The 14,799-nt window shown below is 73.4% G+C and carries 15 protein-coding genes and 2 pseudogenes; 8 read left to right on the top strand and 9 right to left on the bottom strand.

What is annotated here, in order from left to right; genetic code table 11:
• Positions 1 to 9: 9 nt before the first annotated feature.
• The 3 genes and pseudogenes from AB0F68_RS05045 to AB0F68_RS05035 form a co-directional block, all read right to left on the bottom strand.
• The gene (locus tag AB0F68_RS05045; protein ID WP_357333331.1) at positions 10 to 567 is read right to left on the bottom strand and encodes a GNAT family N-acetyltransferase; all 558 of its coding nucleotides are present in this window, start codon (positions 565 to 567) and stop codon (positions 10 to 12) included.
• Complete coding sequence (locus tag AB0F68_RS05040) at positions 564 to 794, bottom strand: penicillin acylase family protein (RefSeq protein WP_357333330.1); 231 nt, start codon at positions 792 to 794, stop codon at positions 564 to 566. Before AB0F68_RS05040 ends, AB0F68_RS05045 begins: the two co-directional genes overlap by 4 nt.
• A 130-nt stretch (positions 795 to 924) precedes the next feature.
• A pseudogene (locus AB0F68_RS05035) lies at positions 925 to 1,416 on the bottom strand (penicillin acylase family protein); the annotation flags it as partial.
• Between the two features lie 10 nt (positions 1,417 to 1,426).
• Here AB0F68_RS05035 and AB0F68_RS05030 point away from each other — a divergent pair.
• From AB0F68_RS05030 to AB0F68_RS05000, 7 genes and pseudogenes are all read left to right on the top strand, one after another.
• A complete protein-coding gene (locus tag AB0F68_RS05030) occupies positions 1,427 to 1,669 on the top strand; it encodes a hypothetical protein (protein WP_357333063.1) in 243 nt (80 codons plus the stop codon).
• A gap of 91 nt (positions 1,670 to 1,760) precedes the next feature.
• Complete coding sequence (locus tag AB0F68_RS05025) at positions 1,761 to 3,296, top strand: aspartate aminotransferase family protein (RefSeq protein WP_357333062.1); 1,536 nt, start codon at positions 1,761 to 1,763, stop codon at positions 3,294 to 3,296.
• A gap of 25 nt (positions 3,297 to 3,321) precedes the next feature.
• Positions 3,322 to 4,614, top strand: coding sequence for a lysine N(6)-hydroxylase/L-ornithine N(5)-oxygenase family protein (locus AB0F68_RS05020; protein ID WP_357333061.1), 1,293 nt, complete (start codon positions 3,322 to 3,324; stop codon positions 4,612 to 4,614).
• 29 nt (positions 4,615 to 4,643) lie between these two features.
• Complete coding sequence (locus AB0F68_RS05015; protein ID WP_357333060.1) at positions 4,644 to 5,204, top strand: GNAT family N-acetyltransferase; 561 nt, start codon at positions 4,644 to 4,646, stop codon at positions 5,202 to 5,204.
• Positions 5,205 to 5,215: 11 nt separating this feature from the next.
• Positions 5,216 to 6,994 carry an IucA/IucC family siderophore biosynthesis protein gene (locus AB0F68_RS05010; protein WP_357333059.1) on the top strand — a complete coding sequence of 593 codons (1,779 nt, stop codon included), beginning with the start codon at positions 5,216 to 5,218 and terminating at the stop codon, positions 6,992 to 6,994.
• Positions 6,991 to 7,218 (top strand): annotated as a pseudogene (locus tag AB0F68_RS05005) (MFS transporter); the annotation flags it as partial. The gene AB0F68_RS05010 and the pseudogene AB0F68_RS05005, both read left to right, overlap by 4 nt.
• Before the next feature lie 88 nt (positions 7,219 to 7,306).
• Entirely contained in the window at positions 7,307 to 7,513 is a 207-nt protein-coding gene (locus AB0F68_RS05000) for a hypothetical protein (protein WP_357333058.1), read from the top strand.
• Positions 7,514 to 7,536: 23 nt separating this feature from the next.
• Here AB0F68_RS05000 and AB0F68_RS04995 read toward each other — a convergent pair whose 3' ends face one another.
• From AB0F68_RS04995 to AB0F68_RS04980, 4 genes are read right to left on the bottom strand one after another with little or no spacing between them, the layout of a single operon-like run.
• Positions 7,537 to 8,796 carry an Nramp family divalent metal transporter gene (locus tag AB0F68_RS04995; RefSeq protein ID WP_357333057.1) on the bottom strand — a complete coding sequence of 420 codons (1,260 nt, stop codon included), beginning with the start codon at positions 8,794 to 8,796 and terminating at the stop codon, positions 7,537 to 7,539.
• A gap of 27 nt (positions 8,797 to 8,823) precedes the next feature.
• Positions 8,824 to 9,018, bottom strand: coding sequence for a hypothetical protein (locus AB0F68_RS04990; RefSeq protein ID WP_357333056.1), 195 nt, complete (start codon positions 9,016 to 9,018; stop codon positions 8,824 to 8,826).
• A 60-nt stretch (positions 9,019 to 9,078) separates the two neighbouring features.
• Positions 9,079 to 9,948, bottom strand: coding sequence for a manganese catalase family protein (locus AB0F68_RS04985; RefSeq protein WP_357333055.1), 870 nt, complete (start codon positions 9,946 to 9,948; stop codon positions 9,079 to 9,081).
• Positions 9,949 to 9,963: 15 nt separating this feature from the next.
• Complete coding sequence (locus AB0F68_RS04980; RefSeq protein WP_357333054.1) at positions 9,964 to 10,734, bottom strand: sensor histidine kinase; 771 nt, start codon at positions 10,732 to 10,734, stop codon at positions 9,964 to 9,966.
• Between the two features lie 64 nt (positions 10,735 to 10,798).
• Between AB0F68_RS04980 and AB0F68_RS04975 the strand changes: the two genes are divergently transcribed.
• Positions 10,799 to 11,458: a response regulator transcription factor gene (locus tag AB0F68_RS04975; RefSeq protein WP_357333053.1), complete on the top strand. Its 660-nt coding sequence runs from the start codon at positions 10,799 to 10,801 to the stop codon at positions 11,456 to 11,458.
• Between the two features lie 55 nt (positions 11,459 to 11,513).
• Here the strand turns inward: AB0F68_RS04975 and AB0F68_RS04970 are convergent, their stop codons facing one another.
• Together AB0F68_RS04970 and AB0F68_RS04965 are read right to left on the bottom strand one after the other, a co-directional pair.
• Positions 11,514 to 12,161 carry a hypothetical protein gene (locus AB0F68_RS04970; protein ID WP_357333052.1) on the bottom strand — a complete coding sequence of 216 codons (648 nt, stop codon included), beginning with the start codon at positions 12,159 to 12,161 and terminating at the stop codon, positions 11,514 to 11,516.
• 120 nt (positions 12,162 to 12,281) lie between these two features.
• Positions 12,282 to 14,786 (bottom strand): DUF3516 domain-containing protein, encoded by a 2,505-nt coding sequence (locus AB0F68_RS04965; protein WP_357333051.1) that lies wholly within the window; start codon positions 14,784 to 14,786, stop codon positions 12,282 to 12,284.
• Between the last annotated feature and the right edge of the window lie 13 nt (positions 14,787 to 14,799).

Here is a 14,799-nt window from a genome sequence, read left to right as displayed (position 1 = left end):
CTGTCGTCGTCAGGCCGGGACCGGGTGGTCGGCCTCGAACCGTTCGCGGGTGAGGAAGGCGAGCTGGGCCCGGTTGTCCGGCATGTCGATCTCGGCGTCGAAGGTGAAGCCCTCGCGCTCCAGCCGGCGCAGCGCGCGCTCGTTGCGCACGTCCGGCTCGACGACGATGCGCCGCCGGGTGGGATCGGTGAAGAGGAATCGGGCCAGGGCGGGCCCGACCGCCGAGGTGAGGCCGGGCAGCTGCCGGCCCGGCGCGAGCAGCAGGTGCATGCCGACGTCGCCGGGGCGGACCGGGTAGCGCTCGCCGACCGGGTCGGCCTCGGGCTGGTAGGTCTGGAACAGGCCGACCGGCGTCCCGTCCAGGGTGATCAGGTAGGCGTGGTGCGTGGGCAGGCCGTCGAGGAACGCGTAGACCTCCCGCACGTCGGCCTCGGTGTGGTCGCCCATCCCCCAGAACCGGGCCCACGGCTGGGTCACCCAGCCGTGCAGCAGCGCCGCGTCCGCCGCCGGGTCGACCGGGACGAGCCGCAGCTCGCCGATGTCGGGCAGCTTCTCCTGGTACGTCATGACGGGTCTCCTTCTCCGATGAGGTCGGTGTCGGGCACCGGGATCAGCTCTCCGGCCGCCCAGCGCGGCAGTTGGTCGTCGAAGTGCGGGTCGCCCGGCCGGCCGGAGGCGCCGAACGGCACCACCCAGCGGCTGCGCGAGCGGTCGGTGAGGTCCCAGACGTAGCGGGCCACCGGGCCGCGCCGGCAGGCGTCGGAGACCCCGGGCGCGCTGGAGGTGGCGAGCACGCAGTCGGTGTCCGGGGGCCACCCGGTCGCGCATCGCGGCCACGGCGGCGTCGACGTCGGGCGCCACGCCGAGGTGCACGGGGTGCAGCCGGTGCCGGGCGCCCCACGCCGGGGCCGGACCGGCCGCGGCCACCTCGGCCAGCGCCGCCGCGGCGACCGCGTCGACGTCGACACCGAGCCGGTCCGCCCCGGCGATCAGGCCGTCGAGGGCGTGCCCGAGCCGGGCGAGGGGGTCGGTCCACGGCGCGAACAGCTCGTCGTCGCGGGCCGGGGCGCGTAGCGGGCGTAGTCGGGGATGGTCGTGCAGCCGACGGACCATGGCGCTCCGCCAGGCCGCCCAGGCGCCGGCGTCGGTGCTGTCGGCGGCCATCCGGCCGTCCCAGGCGCGTAGCCGCCGCCGCAGCGCCCGGGTGGCCGGGTCGAGCGTCGCCGGGTCGAGCCGGTCGAGCAGCGCCCGCAGCGGGCCGGCCGCCAGCCGGGTGTCGACGTGTACGGCGTCGGACGGGACGTCGGCGGCGAGCAGGTCCCGGATCCGCACGGCGCGGTGCGGGGGCGCGAAGTCGACGCCGAGGTCGGCCACGTCGTCGCGGCGGTCGTTGGCGCAGACCGCCAACCCGGCCACCTGGACCGGCTTGGCCTCCGTGCTGTCCTCGTTCGGGCTGGTCTGCTCGTTCGTGGCCGCCTCGACCGGCCTGGCCGCGGCAGACCGGCTGGGCTACCCGGCGGTCGCCCTCGCCTGCGTCGTGCTGGTCGGTCTCGCCGTCGTGGCCGGCGTGGTCCACCAGCGACGATTCCCCGCCGGGCCACGGCCGGCGGCCACCGACCGGACCGATCCCGGCGTGGCGGCACCCGACCTCTTGACCCTTGCAAGTTAGGTTAGGGTAACCTAACTTCCGATCGACTCCGGACCGCCCGTGCCGTCGCACCGTCGCCGTCGTGTCCGCTTCCGACCACTGAGGACTGCCCATGAGCCTGCCCGGAGCAACCGTTCCGGCCCCCTCGGCCGGCGCCGGCCCGGCCGCCCCCCGGGACCACCTGTTCACCGCCCGCTCGCTGGACCGCTACCGCAGCGTGCTGGCCGAGGGGGTCGAGCGGGTGGCCCGCCGGGTGGCCGCCGCCGACCGGCCGTTCACCGGGGTCGGCCCGGACGACCTCGCCCCGCGCGTCGCGGCGGTCGACCTCGACCGCCCGCTCGCCGACCCCGGCGCGGCCCTCGACGAACTGCACGACGTCTACCTGCGCGACGCCGTCTACTTCCACCACCCCCGCCACCTGGCCCACCTGAACTGCCCGGTGGTGATCCCCGCGCTGCTCGGCGAGGCGGTGCTGACCGCGGTCAACTCCTCGCTGGACACCTGGGACCAGAGCGCCGGCGGCACGCTCATCGAGCGCCGGCTGATCGACTGGGCGGCCGAGCGGATCGGGCTCGGACCCGCCGCCGACGGGGTGTTCACCAGCGGCGGCACGCACTCCAACCTCCAGGCGCTGCTGCTCGCCCGGGAGGAGGCCCGGGCGCGGGCCGGCCTGCGCCCGGGGCCCGAGGCGCTCTCCCGGCTGCGGGTGCTCACCTCCGCCGCCGGCCACTTCAGCGTGCAGAAGGCCGCCCGGCTGCTCGGCCTCGGCCCCGACGCGGTGCGCACGGTCGACACCGACGCCCAGCGGCGGATGCGCCCCGACGCGCTCGCCCGGGAGATCGCCCGCTGCCGGGCGGACGGGCTGCTCGTGATGGCCGTGGTCGCCACCGCCGGCACCACCGACTTCGGCAGCATCGACCCGCTGCCGCAGGTCGCCGACATCTGCGCGGCGGCCGGCGTGTGGCTGCACGTCGACGCCGCGTACGGCTGCGGGCTGCTGGTCTCGCCGACCCGCCGGCACCTGCTCGACGGCATCGAGCGGGCCGACTCGGTGACCGTCGACTACCACAAGTCCTTCTTCCAGCCGGTCAGTTCCAGCGCCGTGCTGGTCCGCGACCGCCGAACGCTGCGGCATGCCACCTGGCACGCCGACTACCTCAACCCGGTGCGGGCCGTCGAGCAGCGCATCCCCAACCAGGTCGACAAGAGCCTGCAGACCACCCGGCGCTTCGACGCGCTCAAGCTCTGGCTCACCCTGCGGATCATGGGGGCGGACGCGGTCGGCGCGCTCTTCGACGAGGTGGTCGACCGGGCCGACGAGGCCTGGCACCTGCTCGCCGCCGATCCCCGCTTCGAGGTGGTGACCCGGCCGACGCTGAGCACCCTGGTGTTCCGCTGGCGCCCCGCCGGCCTGGCCGCCGGGCTCGTCGACGACGCCAACCTGTACGCCCGCGAGGCGCTCGCCGCCTCCGGCGCCGCGCTCGTCGCGGGCACCCGGGTCGACGGCGAGCACTACCTGAAGTTCACCCTGCTCAACCCGGAGACCACCGGGGACGACGTCGCCGCGGTCCTCGACCTGATCGCCGAACACGCCGGCTGGTACGCCCGCACCCGCACCGCCGACGAGCTGTCCTGCCCGGTCGGCTGACCGGCCGCCCGCCCTGGAGAACCCCATGTCGACCCACGACTTCATCGCCGTCGGGCTGGGCCCGTACAACCTCGGCCTGGCCTGCCTGACCGCCCCGATCGACGACCTCGACGGCCTGTTCCTGGAGGCCCGCGACGACGTCGAGTGGCATCCCGGCATGCTGCTGGAGAGCGCCCACCTGCAGACCCCGTTCCTCGCCGACCTGGTCACGCTCGCCGACCCGACCTCGCCGTACTCCTTCCTCAGCTATCTCAAGGAGATCGGGCGGCTCTACCCGTTCTACATCCGGGAGAACTTCTTCCCGCTGCGCAGCGAGTTCGACGCCTACTGCCGGTGGGCCGCCGCGAAGCTGCCCACCGTCCGGTTCGGACACGAGGTCACCGCGATCGAGCACGACCCGACCGACGACCGGTACGTGGTGCACGCCCGGGTGGGCGGCCGGCAGGTCACCCACCGGGCCCGCCGGCTGGTGCTCGGCACCGGCAGCCCGCCGCACGTGCCGCCGGCCTGCGCGGGGCTGGGCGGCGACGTGATCCACAACTCCCGGTACCGGGAGCACCGGGCGGCGCTGCGGGGCAAGCGGAGCATCACCGTGCTCGGCAGCGGGCAGAGCGCCGCCGAGATCTACCACGACCTGCTGGCCGACATCGACACCCACGGCTACCAGCTGAACTGGGTCACCCGCTCGCCACGCTTCTTCCCGCTCGAATACACCAAGCTCACCCTGGAGATGACCTCCCCGGACTACGTGGACTACTTCCACGCCCTGCCCGAGCCGACCCGCTACCGCCTCGAAGCGGAGCAGAAGGGGCTGTTCAAGGGGATCGACGCCGAGCTGATCAACGCGATCTTCGACCTGCTCTACGTGAAGAGCGTCGGCGGCCCGGTGCCCACCCGGCTGCTCACCAACACCGAGCTGGCCGACGCCGTGTACGACCCGGCGCGCCGGACGTACGCGCTGGGGCTGCACCACGTCGAGCAGGGCCGGGACTTCACCCTGGAGACCGAGGGGCTGGTGCTGGCCACCGGCTACCGCTACCGGGTGCCCGCCTTCCTCGACCCGATCCGGGACCGCCTCCGCTTCGACGGCCACGGCCGCTTCGACGTGGCCCGCAACTACAGCGTCGACCACACCGGACGAGGCGTCTTCCTCCAGAACGCCGGCACCCACACGCACAGCGTCACCTCGCCCGACCTGGGCATGGGCGCCTACCGCAACTCCTGGATCATCCGCGAGCTGACCGGCCGCGAGCACTACCCGATCGAGAAGAGCATCACCTTCCAGGAGTTCGGCGCGCCCGCCGGGATGCCCTCGTGACCCCCCAGTCGCGGACGGAAGGTGACCCGGTGAGCGCGCCCGCCCACCGCCGGCACGACCCGCGCCTCGGCGAGTTCAGCCTTCGCCCGCTCGACCCGGACGCCGACGCCGCGCTGCTGCACGGCTGGATCACCCACCCCAAGGCGGTGTTCTGGATGATGCAGGACGCCGACGTCGACCGGGTGGCCGAGGAGTACCGGCGGATCGCCGGGCACCCGCACCACGACGCGTACCTCGGGTGCTGGCAGGGCCGCCCGGCGTTCCTCGCCGAGCGCTACGACCCGGCCCGGGTCGAGCTGGCCGGCCTCTACGACCCGGCCGAGGGCGACGTCGGGATGCACTTCCTCTGCGCGCCCGCCGAGAAGCCGGTCCACGGCTTCACCCTCGCCGTGATCACCACGGTGCTGGACTGGCTCTTCGCCGACCCGGCCACCCGCCGGGTGGTGGTCGAGCCCGACGTGCGCAACACCGCCGTGCACGCGCTGAACGCGGCCGTTGGCTTCACGGTCGTCGGCCCGATCACCAAGCCCGAGAAGACCGCCCTGCTCAGCGTCTGCACCCGCGAGCAGTTCCTGGCCGCCACCCGCTGAGAGGTAACCCCGTGACCACCCCCTCCGCCGCCGTCGACCACCTCACCCCCGAGCTCTGGGCCGCCGCCAACCGCCAACTGGTCCGCAAGGCGCTGGCCGAGTTCGCCCACGAACGGCTGATCACCCCCGAGCCGCAGGGCCCCGGCCACTACCGGGTACGCAGCGACGACGGCACCGCCGAGTACCGCTTCGCGGCCCGGCAGCTGACCTTGAACCACTGGTGGATCGACCCCGCCGGCCTGACCCGGCACGTCAACGGGCGGGAGGTGCCGCTGGACGCGGTCGACCTCTGCCTGGAGCTGCGCCGCGCGCTCGGCCTCACCGACGCCGTCCTGCCCGTCTACCTGGAGGAGATCACCTCCACCCTGGCCGCGCTCGCCTACAAGCTGGCCCGGCCCGAGCTGGGCGCGGCCGAACTGGTCAGGGCGGACTTCCAGCAGATCGAGACGGCGATGACCGAGGGCCACCCGTGCTTCGTGGCCAACAGCGGCCGGATCGGCTTCGGTGTGCACGACCACCACCGGTACGCCCCGGAGGCCGGCCAGCCGGTCCGGCTGCTCTGGCTCGCCGCACACAAAGACCACACCACCTTCACCTGCGCCGCCGACCTGGACTACGACACCCACCTGCGGGCCGAACTGGGCGAGGAGACCCTGGCCGGCTTCGCGCGTACCCTCACCGGGCTCGGCCTCGGCCCGGCCGACTACCTGCTGCTGCCGGTGCACCCCTGGCAGTGGTGGAACAAGCTGGCCGTCACCTTCGCCGGCGAGGTGGCCCGGCGGCACCTGGTGCCGCTGGGGGAGGGGCCGGACGAGCACCTGGCCCAGCAGTCGGTGCGCACCTTCTTCAACGTCACCGACCCGACCCGGCACTACGTGAAGACCGCGCTCTCGGTGCTCAACATGGGCTTCATGCGCGGGCTGTCCGCCGCGTACATGGAGCACACCCCGGCCATCAACGACTGGCTGGCCGACCTGATCGCGGCCGACCCGGTGTTCCGGCGGACCGGGCTGTCGATCATCCGGGAGCGGGCGGCGATCGGCTACCGGCACCGGCAGTTCGAGGCGGCGACCGACCGCTACTCGCCGTACCGGAAGATGCTCGCCGCGCTCTGGCGGGAGAGCCCGGTGCCCGGGCTGGAGCCGGGACGGCGGCTGGCCACCATGGCGTCGCTGCTGCACGTCGACCGGGCCGGGCGCTCGTTCGCCGGTGCGCTGATCGCCGGGTCCGGGCTGGCCCCGGCGGAGTGGCTGCGCCGCTACCTGGACGCCTACCTGGTGCCGCTGCTGCACGCGCTTTACGCCTACGACCTGGCGTTCATGCCGCACGGTGAGAACGTCATCCTGGTGCTCCGCGACGACGTGGTGGAGCGGGTGGTCTTCAAGGACATCGCCGAGGAGATCGTGGTGATGGACCCGGAGGCCGACCTGCCCGAGGCGGTCCGCCGGATCCGCGCCGCCGTGCCCGAGGACGAGAAGGTGCTCTGCGTCTTCACCGACGTGTTCGACTCGTTCCTGCGCCACCTCAACGCGATCCTGGTCATCGAGGGCGTCCTCGACGAGGAGACCTTCTGGCGGACCTTGGCCGACTGCGTCAGGGCCTACACGGAGTCGGTGCCGCACCTGGCGGATCGACACGACCTGTTCGCCCCGGAGTTCGCGCTCTCCTGCCTGAACCGGCTGCAACTGCGCAACAACCAGCAGATGATCGACCTGGCGGACCCGTCGGGGGCGCTCCAGTTCGTCGGGACGCTGGCCAACCCGCTCGCCCCGTACGCCCCGCAACCGTGAGCGCCCTCGCGGCGCCGGTCGCCCCGGCCGGGCCGGCGGTCCTACGGCACCGCTGGTGGATCCTGACGGTGCTCTGCCTGGCCCAGGTCACCGTGGTGCTGGACAACACCGTGCTCACCGTGGCGGTGCCGGTGCTCACCACCGAGCTCGGCGCCAGCACCAGCGACGTGCAGTGGATCATCAACGCGTACGCCCTGGTCCTGTCCGGCCTGCTGATCAGCGCCGGCAGCGCGGCCGACCGGTACGGCCGGCGGCGGATGCTGCTCGTCGGCTGGTCCTGTTCGGGGCCGGCTCGCTGGCGGCCGGGCTGGCGTGGCCGTGCTCGGCGCGGTGCTCAACGCGCGGTTCGCCGCCCTCCTGCCGGCCGCGCTGGCCGCCGCCGGCTCGGACGGCGAGCGCGGGCTGGTCCGGGACGCCTTCCGGGTGGCGCTGGAGACCGGGCAGACGGCGGGGGCGGCGGCCGTGCTGGCCGGCGGCCTGGTCACCGCGTACCTGCTGCACCGCGCCCGGCACCGGTGACGGCGCCGGGCGCGGCCCGGAGCTCAGGCGACCAGTTGCCAGAGCAGGAAGAGGTTGAGCGCCACCACCAGACCGGTGATCACCACGGCTGCGGCGGTGGTGGCCGGGCGGTTGACCAGGCCGCCCATCAGGTCCCGGCGACGGGTGAAGGCCACCACCGGGATGAGCGCGAACGGGATGCCGAAGCTCAGCACCACCTGCGACAGCACCAGGGCCCGGGTCGGGTCGACGCCGACGGCCAGCACCAGCAGCGCGGGCAGCAGGGTGACCAGCCGGCGCACCACCAGCGGGACCCGGCGGCGCAGGAAGCCCTGCATGATGACCTCGCCGGCGTAGGTGCCGACGCTGGTCGAGGCAAGGCCGGAGAAGAGCAGGGCGACGGCGAAGCCGAGCGCCGCCACCGCGCCGAGCGTGCCGGCCAGGCCGGCGTGGACGCCTTCGAGGGTGTCGGTGCCGGGGATGCCGCTGCCGTGGAAGGTGGACGCCGCGACGAGCAGCATGGCGAGGTTGACCGCGCCGGCGGTGCTGAGGGCGAGAAGCACGTCGGTCCGCAGGCCCTTGGCCACGATCCGCTGCTCGGTCTCGTCGGCCACCGGGATGCGGTTCGGGGTCAGCGCCGAGTGCACGTAGATGACGTGCGGCATCACCGTCGCGCCGAGGATGCCGGCGGCCAGCAGCATGCTGTCGGTGTTGTGCATCCGGGGCAGCAGTCCGCCCGCCGCGGCGGAGACGTCGGGCTGCGCGGTGAGCAGGTTGACCGCGAAGGCCAGGACGATCACCCCGAGCAGGACCGCGATGGCGATCTCGAAGGCCCGGAAGCCGCGCGAGCGCAGCGCCAGGACGGCGAACGCGGCCGCGCCGATGATGAGGCCGCCGGCCAGCAGCGGGACCCCGAAGAGCAGGTGGAGGGCGACCGCGCCGCCGATGACCTCGGCCAGGTCGGTGGCCATGGCCACCAGTTCGGCCTGGGCCCACATGACCCGGTTGACCGGCCGGGGCAGGTGCTCGCGGCACAGTTCGGGCAGGCTGCGCCCGGTCGCCAGGCCGAGCTTGGCGGTGAGCGTCTGCACCAGCATGGCGGCCAGGTTCGCCGCCACGACGACCCAGACCAGCAGGTAGCCGTAGCGAGCGCCGGCGGTGGAGTTGGTGGCGAAGTTCCCCGGGTCGACATAGGCCACGGCGGCCACGAAGGCCGGCCCGAGCAGGATGAGGCGGCCGCGTACCCGGCCCCGGGCCCGGGCGGTCCGCAGCGGTGACGCGATGGTGATGTCGTTCGTGACCACGGTGTGCTCCTTGGCGGGGCGGACGGATCAGGCGGGTTCGCGCTCGGGCGCGGGCCGGCGGGCCGGCTCCGGCGCCGGATTCCGGTCCAGCGCGTCGGCGACCGGGATCAGCACCGTGACGCCGGCGAGCGCCAGGACCGCCGGCAGCGCCGCCCCGGCGGTCGCCGCGGCGACCGTCAGCAGGGCGAAGACGGCGAGCCGGGTGCGGTTGGCGGTGGACATGGCACCTCCCGGAAGGACGGCGCCGGGCCGGCCGAGCGGGTCGGCCCGGCGCCGGCGGCGTCAGGTGAGCTTGCTCTTGACCTTGGTGGCGACCTTGCCGGCCATTCCCGGGTTGGTGCCGTAGAGGCGCGGGTCGCCGGGCGGCAGCACCGGCTCCGGGGCGTGCGCCCGCGGGCTGTGGTCGTAGCGGAACTCGCCCTTGCCGTCGGGGCTGGGACCGGAGGCCCACCGGCCCTCGGCGGCGTCCTGGCCCGGCGAGAAGTCCAGGTAGGTGTAGCTGAACTGCTCGGTGAACTCCTTCGAGTCCGGGAACGCGTCGGGCACCGGCATCTCCTCCAGCCCGTCCTCCTTGAGCTGCTCGATGGCCGCCATCCACATGTTCTGGTGCATGGTGTCCCGGGCCAGCAGGAAGCGGAGCATCTTCTTGACCCCGGGGTCGTCGGTCATGTTGAACAGGCGCGAGACCTGGAGCCGGCCCTGGGCCTCGGCGGTGACGTTGAGCTGGAAGTCGGCCATCAGGTTCCCGCTGGCGGTGATGAAGTTGCCGTTCCACGGCACGCCGTTGCTGTCGGTGGGCAGCGCGCCGCCGCCGCCGTGGATGAAGTGGGCCGGGTTCGACCCGCCGTAGATGGCGCCGACCATCGGGTTGTCCTCGGCGGCCTCGGAGAGCGACAGCGGGGCGTTCTCCAGCAGCCGGGTGATCATCGTGGCGATCATCTCGACGTGGCCCATCTCCTCGGTGCCGACGTCGAGCAGCAGGTCCTTGTACTTGCCGGGCAGCCGGCAGTTCCAGCCCTGGTACAGGTACTGGTTGGCCACGGTCATCTCGCCCCACTTGCCGCCCAGAATCTCCTGCAGCCGGCGGGCGAACGCGGCGTCCGGCCCGTCCGGCTTCGCCTCGAACTGCAGGTCCTTCATGTGCGTGAACATCGAATCTCCTCAGAGTCACGGGGTGCCGTCGCCACCGGGTTCCCGATCCGGCGGCCCGCCGGGGCCGTTCGGCGGCCCGGCGGGGCCGACCCACGGCGGGGCGGGCAGCCGGACCTCGACGGCCAGCCCACCGGCGCGCGGCCGGCGGACCCGCAGCGTCCCCCCGAGGGAGTCGACGAGCCGGCGGACGATCCACAGGCCGAGACCGGACCCGGCGGGCGACGGCGCCGGATGGGCGAGCGCGGTGAGCAGCGCGGCGTCGGGCGCGCCCCGGTCCACCACGGAGACGGTCAGCGCGCCGGGGCACGCGGTGGCGCGGATCAGCACCTCGCCGCCCGCCGGGCCGTGCCGCACCGCGTTGTCGACGAGGTTGGTGAGGATCTGCCGGAGCGGCCGTTCGGGCACCGCCAGCCGGGCGGCCGTCCCGCTCACCCGGGTCCGCAACCGGCGTCCGGGCGCGCCGCCCGCCACGGCGCGGACCACCCGGGCCAGGGGGACCAGCCGCTCCTCGCCGCCACCGAGGGCGGTACGCGGGTCGCCGAGGTCGTCCAGCAGGTCCCGCAGGTGTACGGCGTGCTCGTGGGCCAGCTCGGCGATCGACCGGCGCTCCGGCGGGGTCAGCGGCCGCCGGTCCTCGGTGAGCGCCCGGGTCAGCGCGGCCAGCGCCTGGACGGGGGTCCGCAGCTCGTGACAGAGCACCCGGACCATGAGCCGCTCGTCCCGCTCCGGCGGCTCGTGCCGGGGCGGCTTCGGCAGTCGTGGGGAGACAGGCTGGGACACTCTCATGAACCGAGCTTCCCGACATCGGCTCATATTTGCCCTGTATCTTCCCGAAAGAGGGGGAAACGGGATGACCAACGGGACGGTCCGGCTGGCCGTGGTGGACGACCATCCGCTCTTCGTCCGAGGGCTGGAACTGCTGCTGGCCAGCACCACCGACGGGCGGGCCCAGGTGGTCGGCTCCACCTGCGACGCCGCCGGGGCCGCCGCGCTGGTCAGCCGCTGCGTACCCGACCTGGCCCTGGTGGACCTGCACATGCCGCCACCGGGGGGCGCGCGGGCGATCGCGGCCATCCGGCGGACCTGCCCCCGGGTGCGCGTGCTCGCGATGTCCGGCTCGACGGACCCGGCACCGGCAGTGGAGGCGCTGCGCTGCGGGGCCGAGGGCTACCTGCCGAAGAGCAGCGAGCCCGAGGAACTGCTGCCGCCGCTGCTGGCCGTCCTGGACGGCTGGGCCGTGCTGCCCGGGGCCCTGCTGCGGCGGCTGCTCGGTCCCACCCGGACGCCCGGGGTCAACCTCGACGACGAGGAACGCCGGCTGCTCCGGGCGGTGGCCGCCGGACTCGGCACGGTGGAGATCGCCGAACGCATGAACACCTCGGAGCGCACGGTCAAGCGGATGACCGCCGCGCTGCTGCGCAAGCTGCGGGTGACCACCCGGGTGGAGGCCGCCGCCCTGGCCGGGCGCGCCGGCCTGCTGGACGACGAGGCGTCCCCGGTCGACCGCTGACACGAGCGAGCGGCCGCCCCGGGGAGGAGGCAGCCGCTCGTCGGGCGTGGTCGGGTCAGGCGGCGGTGGACCAGATGGCCCGGAACGCGGCCGCCTCGCCGGCCAGCCACTGCTCGACCTGCTCCGGCTTGACGTCGGCCGGCATCCGGTGGGCCTCGCCGCGCCGGACGTCGACCAGCACCGGCTCGGCGTGCGGCAGGACCGCGTCCATGTGCCGGGCCATCAGGTGCAGCGTGGCCAGGGTGGTCTCCTCGCTCGGCGGAGTCTCGTCGAAGTGCAGCCGGATCGCCTCGGCGCGACCGTCGGCGTAGCGCACGCCGAACTGCGGGTTGATCTTCACGGGCAGGTCGCCCAGCATGGCCAGCGCGTCGCGGGTCTGGGCCAGGTCGACGCCGGCCGGCTCGCCGAGCGAGTGCAGCCAGGTGGTCGCGCCGGGCACCAGCGCCTCGTAGAGCGGGCGCCACCGCGGCTTGACCAGGTCGGCGATCTGGGCCAGGTGGGTGCCGCCGGTGTGGAAGGCGACGTCGGCCTTGAGCGCCTTGACGAACTGGCCGTGCGGGTTGAAGCCGTGCCGGCTGGCCCGCTGCTTGCGCAGGCCCCCGACGAAGGTGGCCTTGGTGGGCCCGGTGCGGTCCACGTAGCGGGTGAACCCGAGGAGGGTGGCGTAGGGGGTGACAGGGGCGGCGGAGGTGGGCGCAGTCACGAGCATCCTCCCAGGTCAAAAGCTCGATTAGTACATACATTCTAATCGACGGGCCTGACATCGCCCAGGGTACGAAAAGGGCCGCCCGGACATCCCGGACGGCCCGTTTTCGCGGAGTTTCTACAGCGCCCCGACGTCGGTGATCCGGACGACCGCGGCGCCCGCCTCGTCGGAGGCGGCCAGGTCGATTTCGGCGCTGATGCCCCAGTCGTGGTCGCCCTCCGGGTCGTCCAGGATCTGGCGTACGGACCACTTCTCCCGGCCCTGCTCGATCATCAGCAGCGCCGGCCCGCGCGCGTCCGGTCCCACCCCGATCGAGTCGTACGCCTCAAAGTACGGGTCCAGCGCGTCCGCCCACGCGTCCGCGTGCCACCCGTGCTCGCCGTCCAGCTCCCCGAGCAGGTCCCAGCGGCGCAGGGCGGCCAGCTCGACCCGGCGGAACAGCGCGTTGCGCACCAGCACCCGGAACGCCCGGGCGTTGCGGGTGACCGCCGGCGGCCGGTCATCCAGCGACGCGGCCACCTCGGCGACGTCGGACGGGTTGCGCAGCCGCTCCCACTCGTCGATCAGGCTGGAGTCGACCTGGCGGACCAGCTCGCCCAGCCATTCGATGAGGTCGACCAGCTCCTCGGTCTTGGCGTCCTCGGGGACGGTCTGCCGCAGCGTCTTGTACGCGTCCGCGAGGTAGCGCAGCACCAGGCCCTCGGAGCGGGACAGGCCGTAGAACTGGACGTACTCGGGGAAGGTCATGGCCCGCTCGTACATGTCGCGGACCACGGACTTGGGGGAGAGCTGGTGGTCGGCCACCCAGGGGTGGCCCTGCCGGTACATCTCGTACGCCGAGTCCAGCAGCTCGGCGAGGGGCTTCGGCCAGGTCACCTCGTCGAGGAGCTCCAGTCGGGCCTCGTACTCGATGCCCTCGGCCTTCATGGCCGCGACCGCCTCGCCGCGGGCCTTGAACTGCTGCGCGGAGAGCACCTGGCGCGGGTCGTCGAGGATCGACTCGATCACGCTCAGCACGTCCAGGGCGTACGACGGGGACTCCCGGTCGAGCAGCTCGATGGTTGCCAGGGCGAGCGGGGAGAGCGGCTGGTTGAGCGCGAAGTCGAGCTGGAGGTCGACGGTGAGCCGCACCCGGCGGCCCTGCTCGTCCGGCTCGGGCAGCTCCTCGACCACGCCGCCGGCCCGCAGCGCCCGGTAGATGGCGATGGCCCGGCGGATGTGCCGGCGCTGGGCGGCCCGGTCCTCGTGGTTGTCGGTGAGCAGGTGACGCATCGAGGCGAACGCGTCGCCGGGGCGGCCGATGACGTTGAGCAGCATCGAGTGGCTGACCTGGAAGCTGGAGGTCAGCGGCTCCGGCTCGGCCTCGACGAGGCGCTGGAAGGTCGGCTCGCCCCAGCCGATCGAGCCCTCCGGCGGCTTCTTCTTGACCACCTTGCGGCGCTTCTTCGGGTCGTCGCCCGCCTTGGCGAGGGCCTTCTCGTTCTCGATGACGTGCTCGGGGGCCTGCACCACGACCCGGCCGAGGGTGTCGAAGCCGGCCCGTCCGGCCCGGCCGGCGATCTGGTGGAACTCGCGGGCCTTGAGCAGCCGGGTCCGGGTGCCGTCGTACTTCGACAGGCCGGTGAAGAGCACGGTGCGGATCGGCACGTTGATGCCGACGCCGAGGGTGTCGGTGCCGCAGATGACCTTGAGCAGGCCGGCCTGGGCCAGCGTCTCCACGAGCCGGCGGTACTTGGGCAGCATGCCGGCGTGGTGCACCCCGATGCCGTGCCGGACCAGCCGGGACAGCGTCTTGCCGAAGCCCGAGGTGAACCGGAAGTTGCCGATCGCCTGGGCGATCATGTCCTTCTCGGCCCGGGTGCAGACGTTCACGCTCATCAGCGCCTGGGCGCGCTCCAGCGCGGCCGCCTGGGTGAAGTGCACGACGTAGACGGGGGCCTGCTTGGTCGCCAGCAGCTCCTCCAGGGTCTCGTGCAGCGGCGTCATCGCGTACGAGAAGAGGAGCGGAACCGGCCGCTCGGCCGAGCGGACGACGGCGGTCGGCCGGCCGGTGCGCCGGGTCAGGTCGTCCACGAATCGGGTGGTGTCGCCGAGGGTCGCGGACATCAGGACGAACTGCGCCTGCGGCAGCTCGATGATCGGCACCTGCCAGGCCCAGCCCCGGTCCGGCTCGGCGTAGAAGTGGAACTCGTCCATGATCACCTGGCCGACGTCGGCCCGGGCGCCCTCGCGCAGCGCCAGGTTGGCCAGGATCTCCGCCGTGCAGCAGATGATCGGGGCGTCGGCGTTGACGCTGGCGTCGCCGGTGAGCATGCCGACGTTCTCCGCGCCGAAGACCTCGCAGAGGGCGAAGAACTTTTCTGAGACCAGCGCCTTGATCGGCGCGGTGTAGAAGGTGGTCCGGTCGTCGGCCAGCGCGGCGAAGTGCGCGGCGATCGCCACCAGGCTCTTGCCCGAGCCGGTCGGCGTATTCATGATCACGTTCGCGCCGGAGACGATCTCGATGACCGCCTCCTCCTGGTGGGGGTAGAGGTCGAGGCCGCGCTCGGACGCCCAGCCGGCGAACGCGTCGTAGAGGGTGTCGGGGTCGGCGCTCTTCGGCAGCGCGGCGGTGAGAGTCATGGCGGTTCCCATC

It is taken from the genome of Micromonospora sp. NPDC023966 (genome assembly GCF_040639095.1).
Lineage (GTDB): Bacteria > Actinomycetota > Actinomycetes > Mycobacteriales > Micromonosporaceae > Micromonospora.
This window is presented reverse-complemented; position numbering and strand designations above follow the sequence as displayed.

Coding starts and splice junctions, on each gene's coding strand:
- AB0F68_RS05045 (WP_357333331.1), bottom strand. CDS start 567: ATGACGTACCAGGAGAAGCTGCCCGACATCGGCGAGCTGCGGCTCGTC.
- AB0F68_RS05020 (WP_357333061.1), top strand. CDS start 3,322: ATGTCGACCCACGACTTCATCGCCGTCGGGCTGGGCCCGTACAACCTC.
- AB0F68_RS04965 (WP_357333051.1), bottom strand. CDS start 14,786: ATGACTCTCACCGCCGCGCTGCCGAAGAGCGCCGACCCCGACACCCTC.
- AB0F68_RS04990 (WP_357333056.1), bottom strand. CDS start 9,018: ATGTCCACCGCCAACCGCACCCGGCTCGCCGTCTTCGCCCTGCTGACG.
- AB0F68_RS04985 (WP_357333055.1), bottom strand. CDS start 9,948: ATGTTCACGCACATGAAGGACCTGCAGTTCGAGGCGAAGCCGGACGGG.
- AB0F68_RS04975 (WP_357333053.1), top strand. CDS start 10,799: ATGACCAACGGGACGGTCCGGCTGGCCGTGGTGGACGACCATCCGCTC.
- AB0F68_RS05025 (WP_357333062.1), top strand. CDS start 1,761: ATGAGCCTGCCCGGAGCAACCGTTCCGGCCCCCTCGGCCGGCGCCGGC.
- AB0F68_RS04980 (WP_357333054.1), bottom strand. CDS start 10,734: ATGAGAGTGTCCCAGCCTGTCTCCCCACGACTGCCGAAGCCGCCCCGG.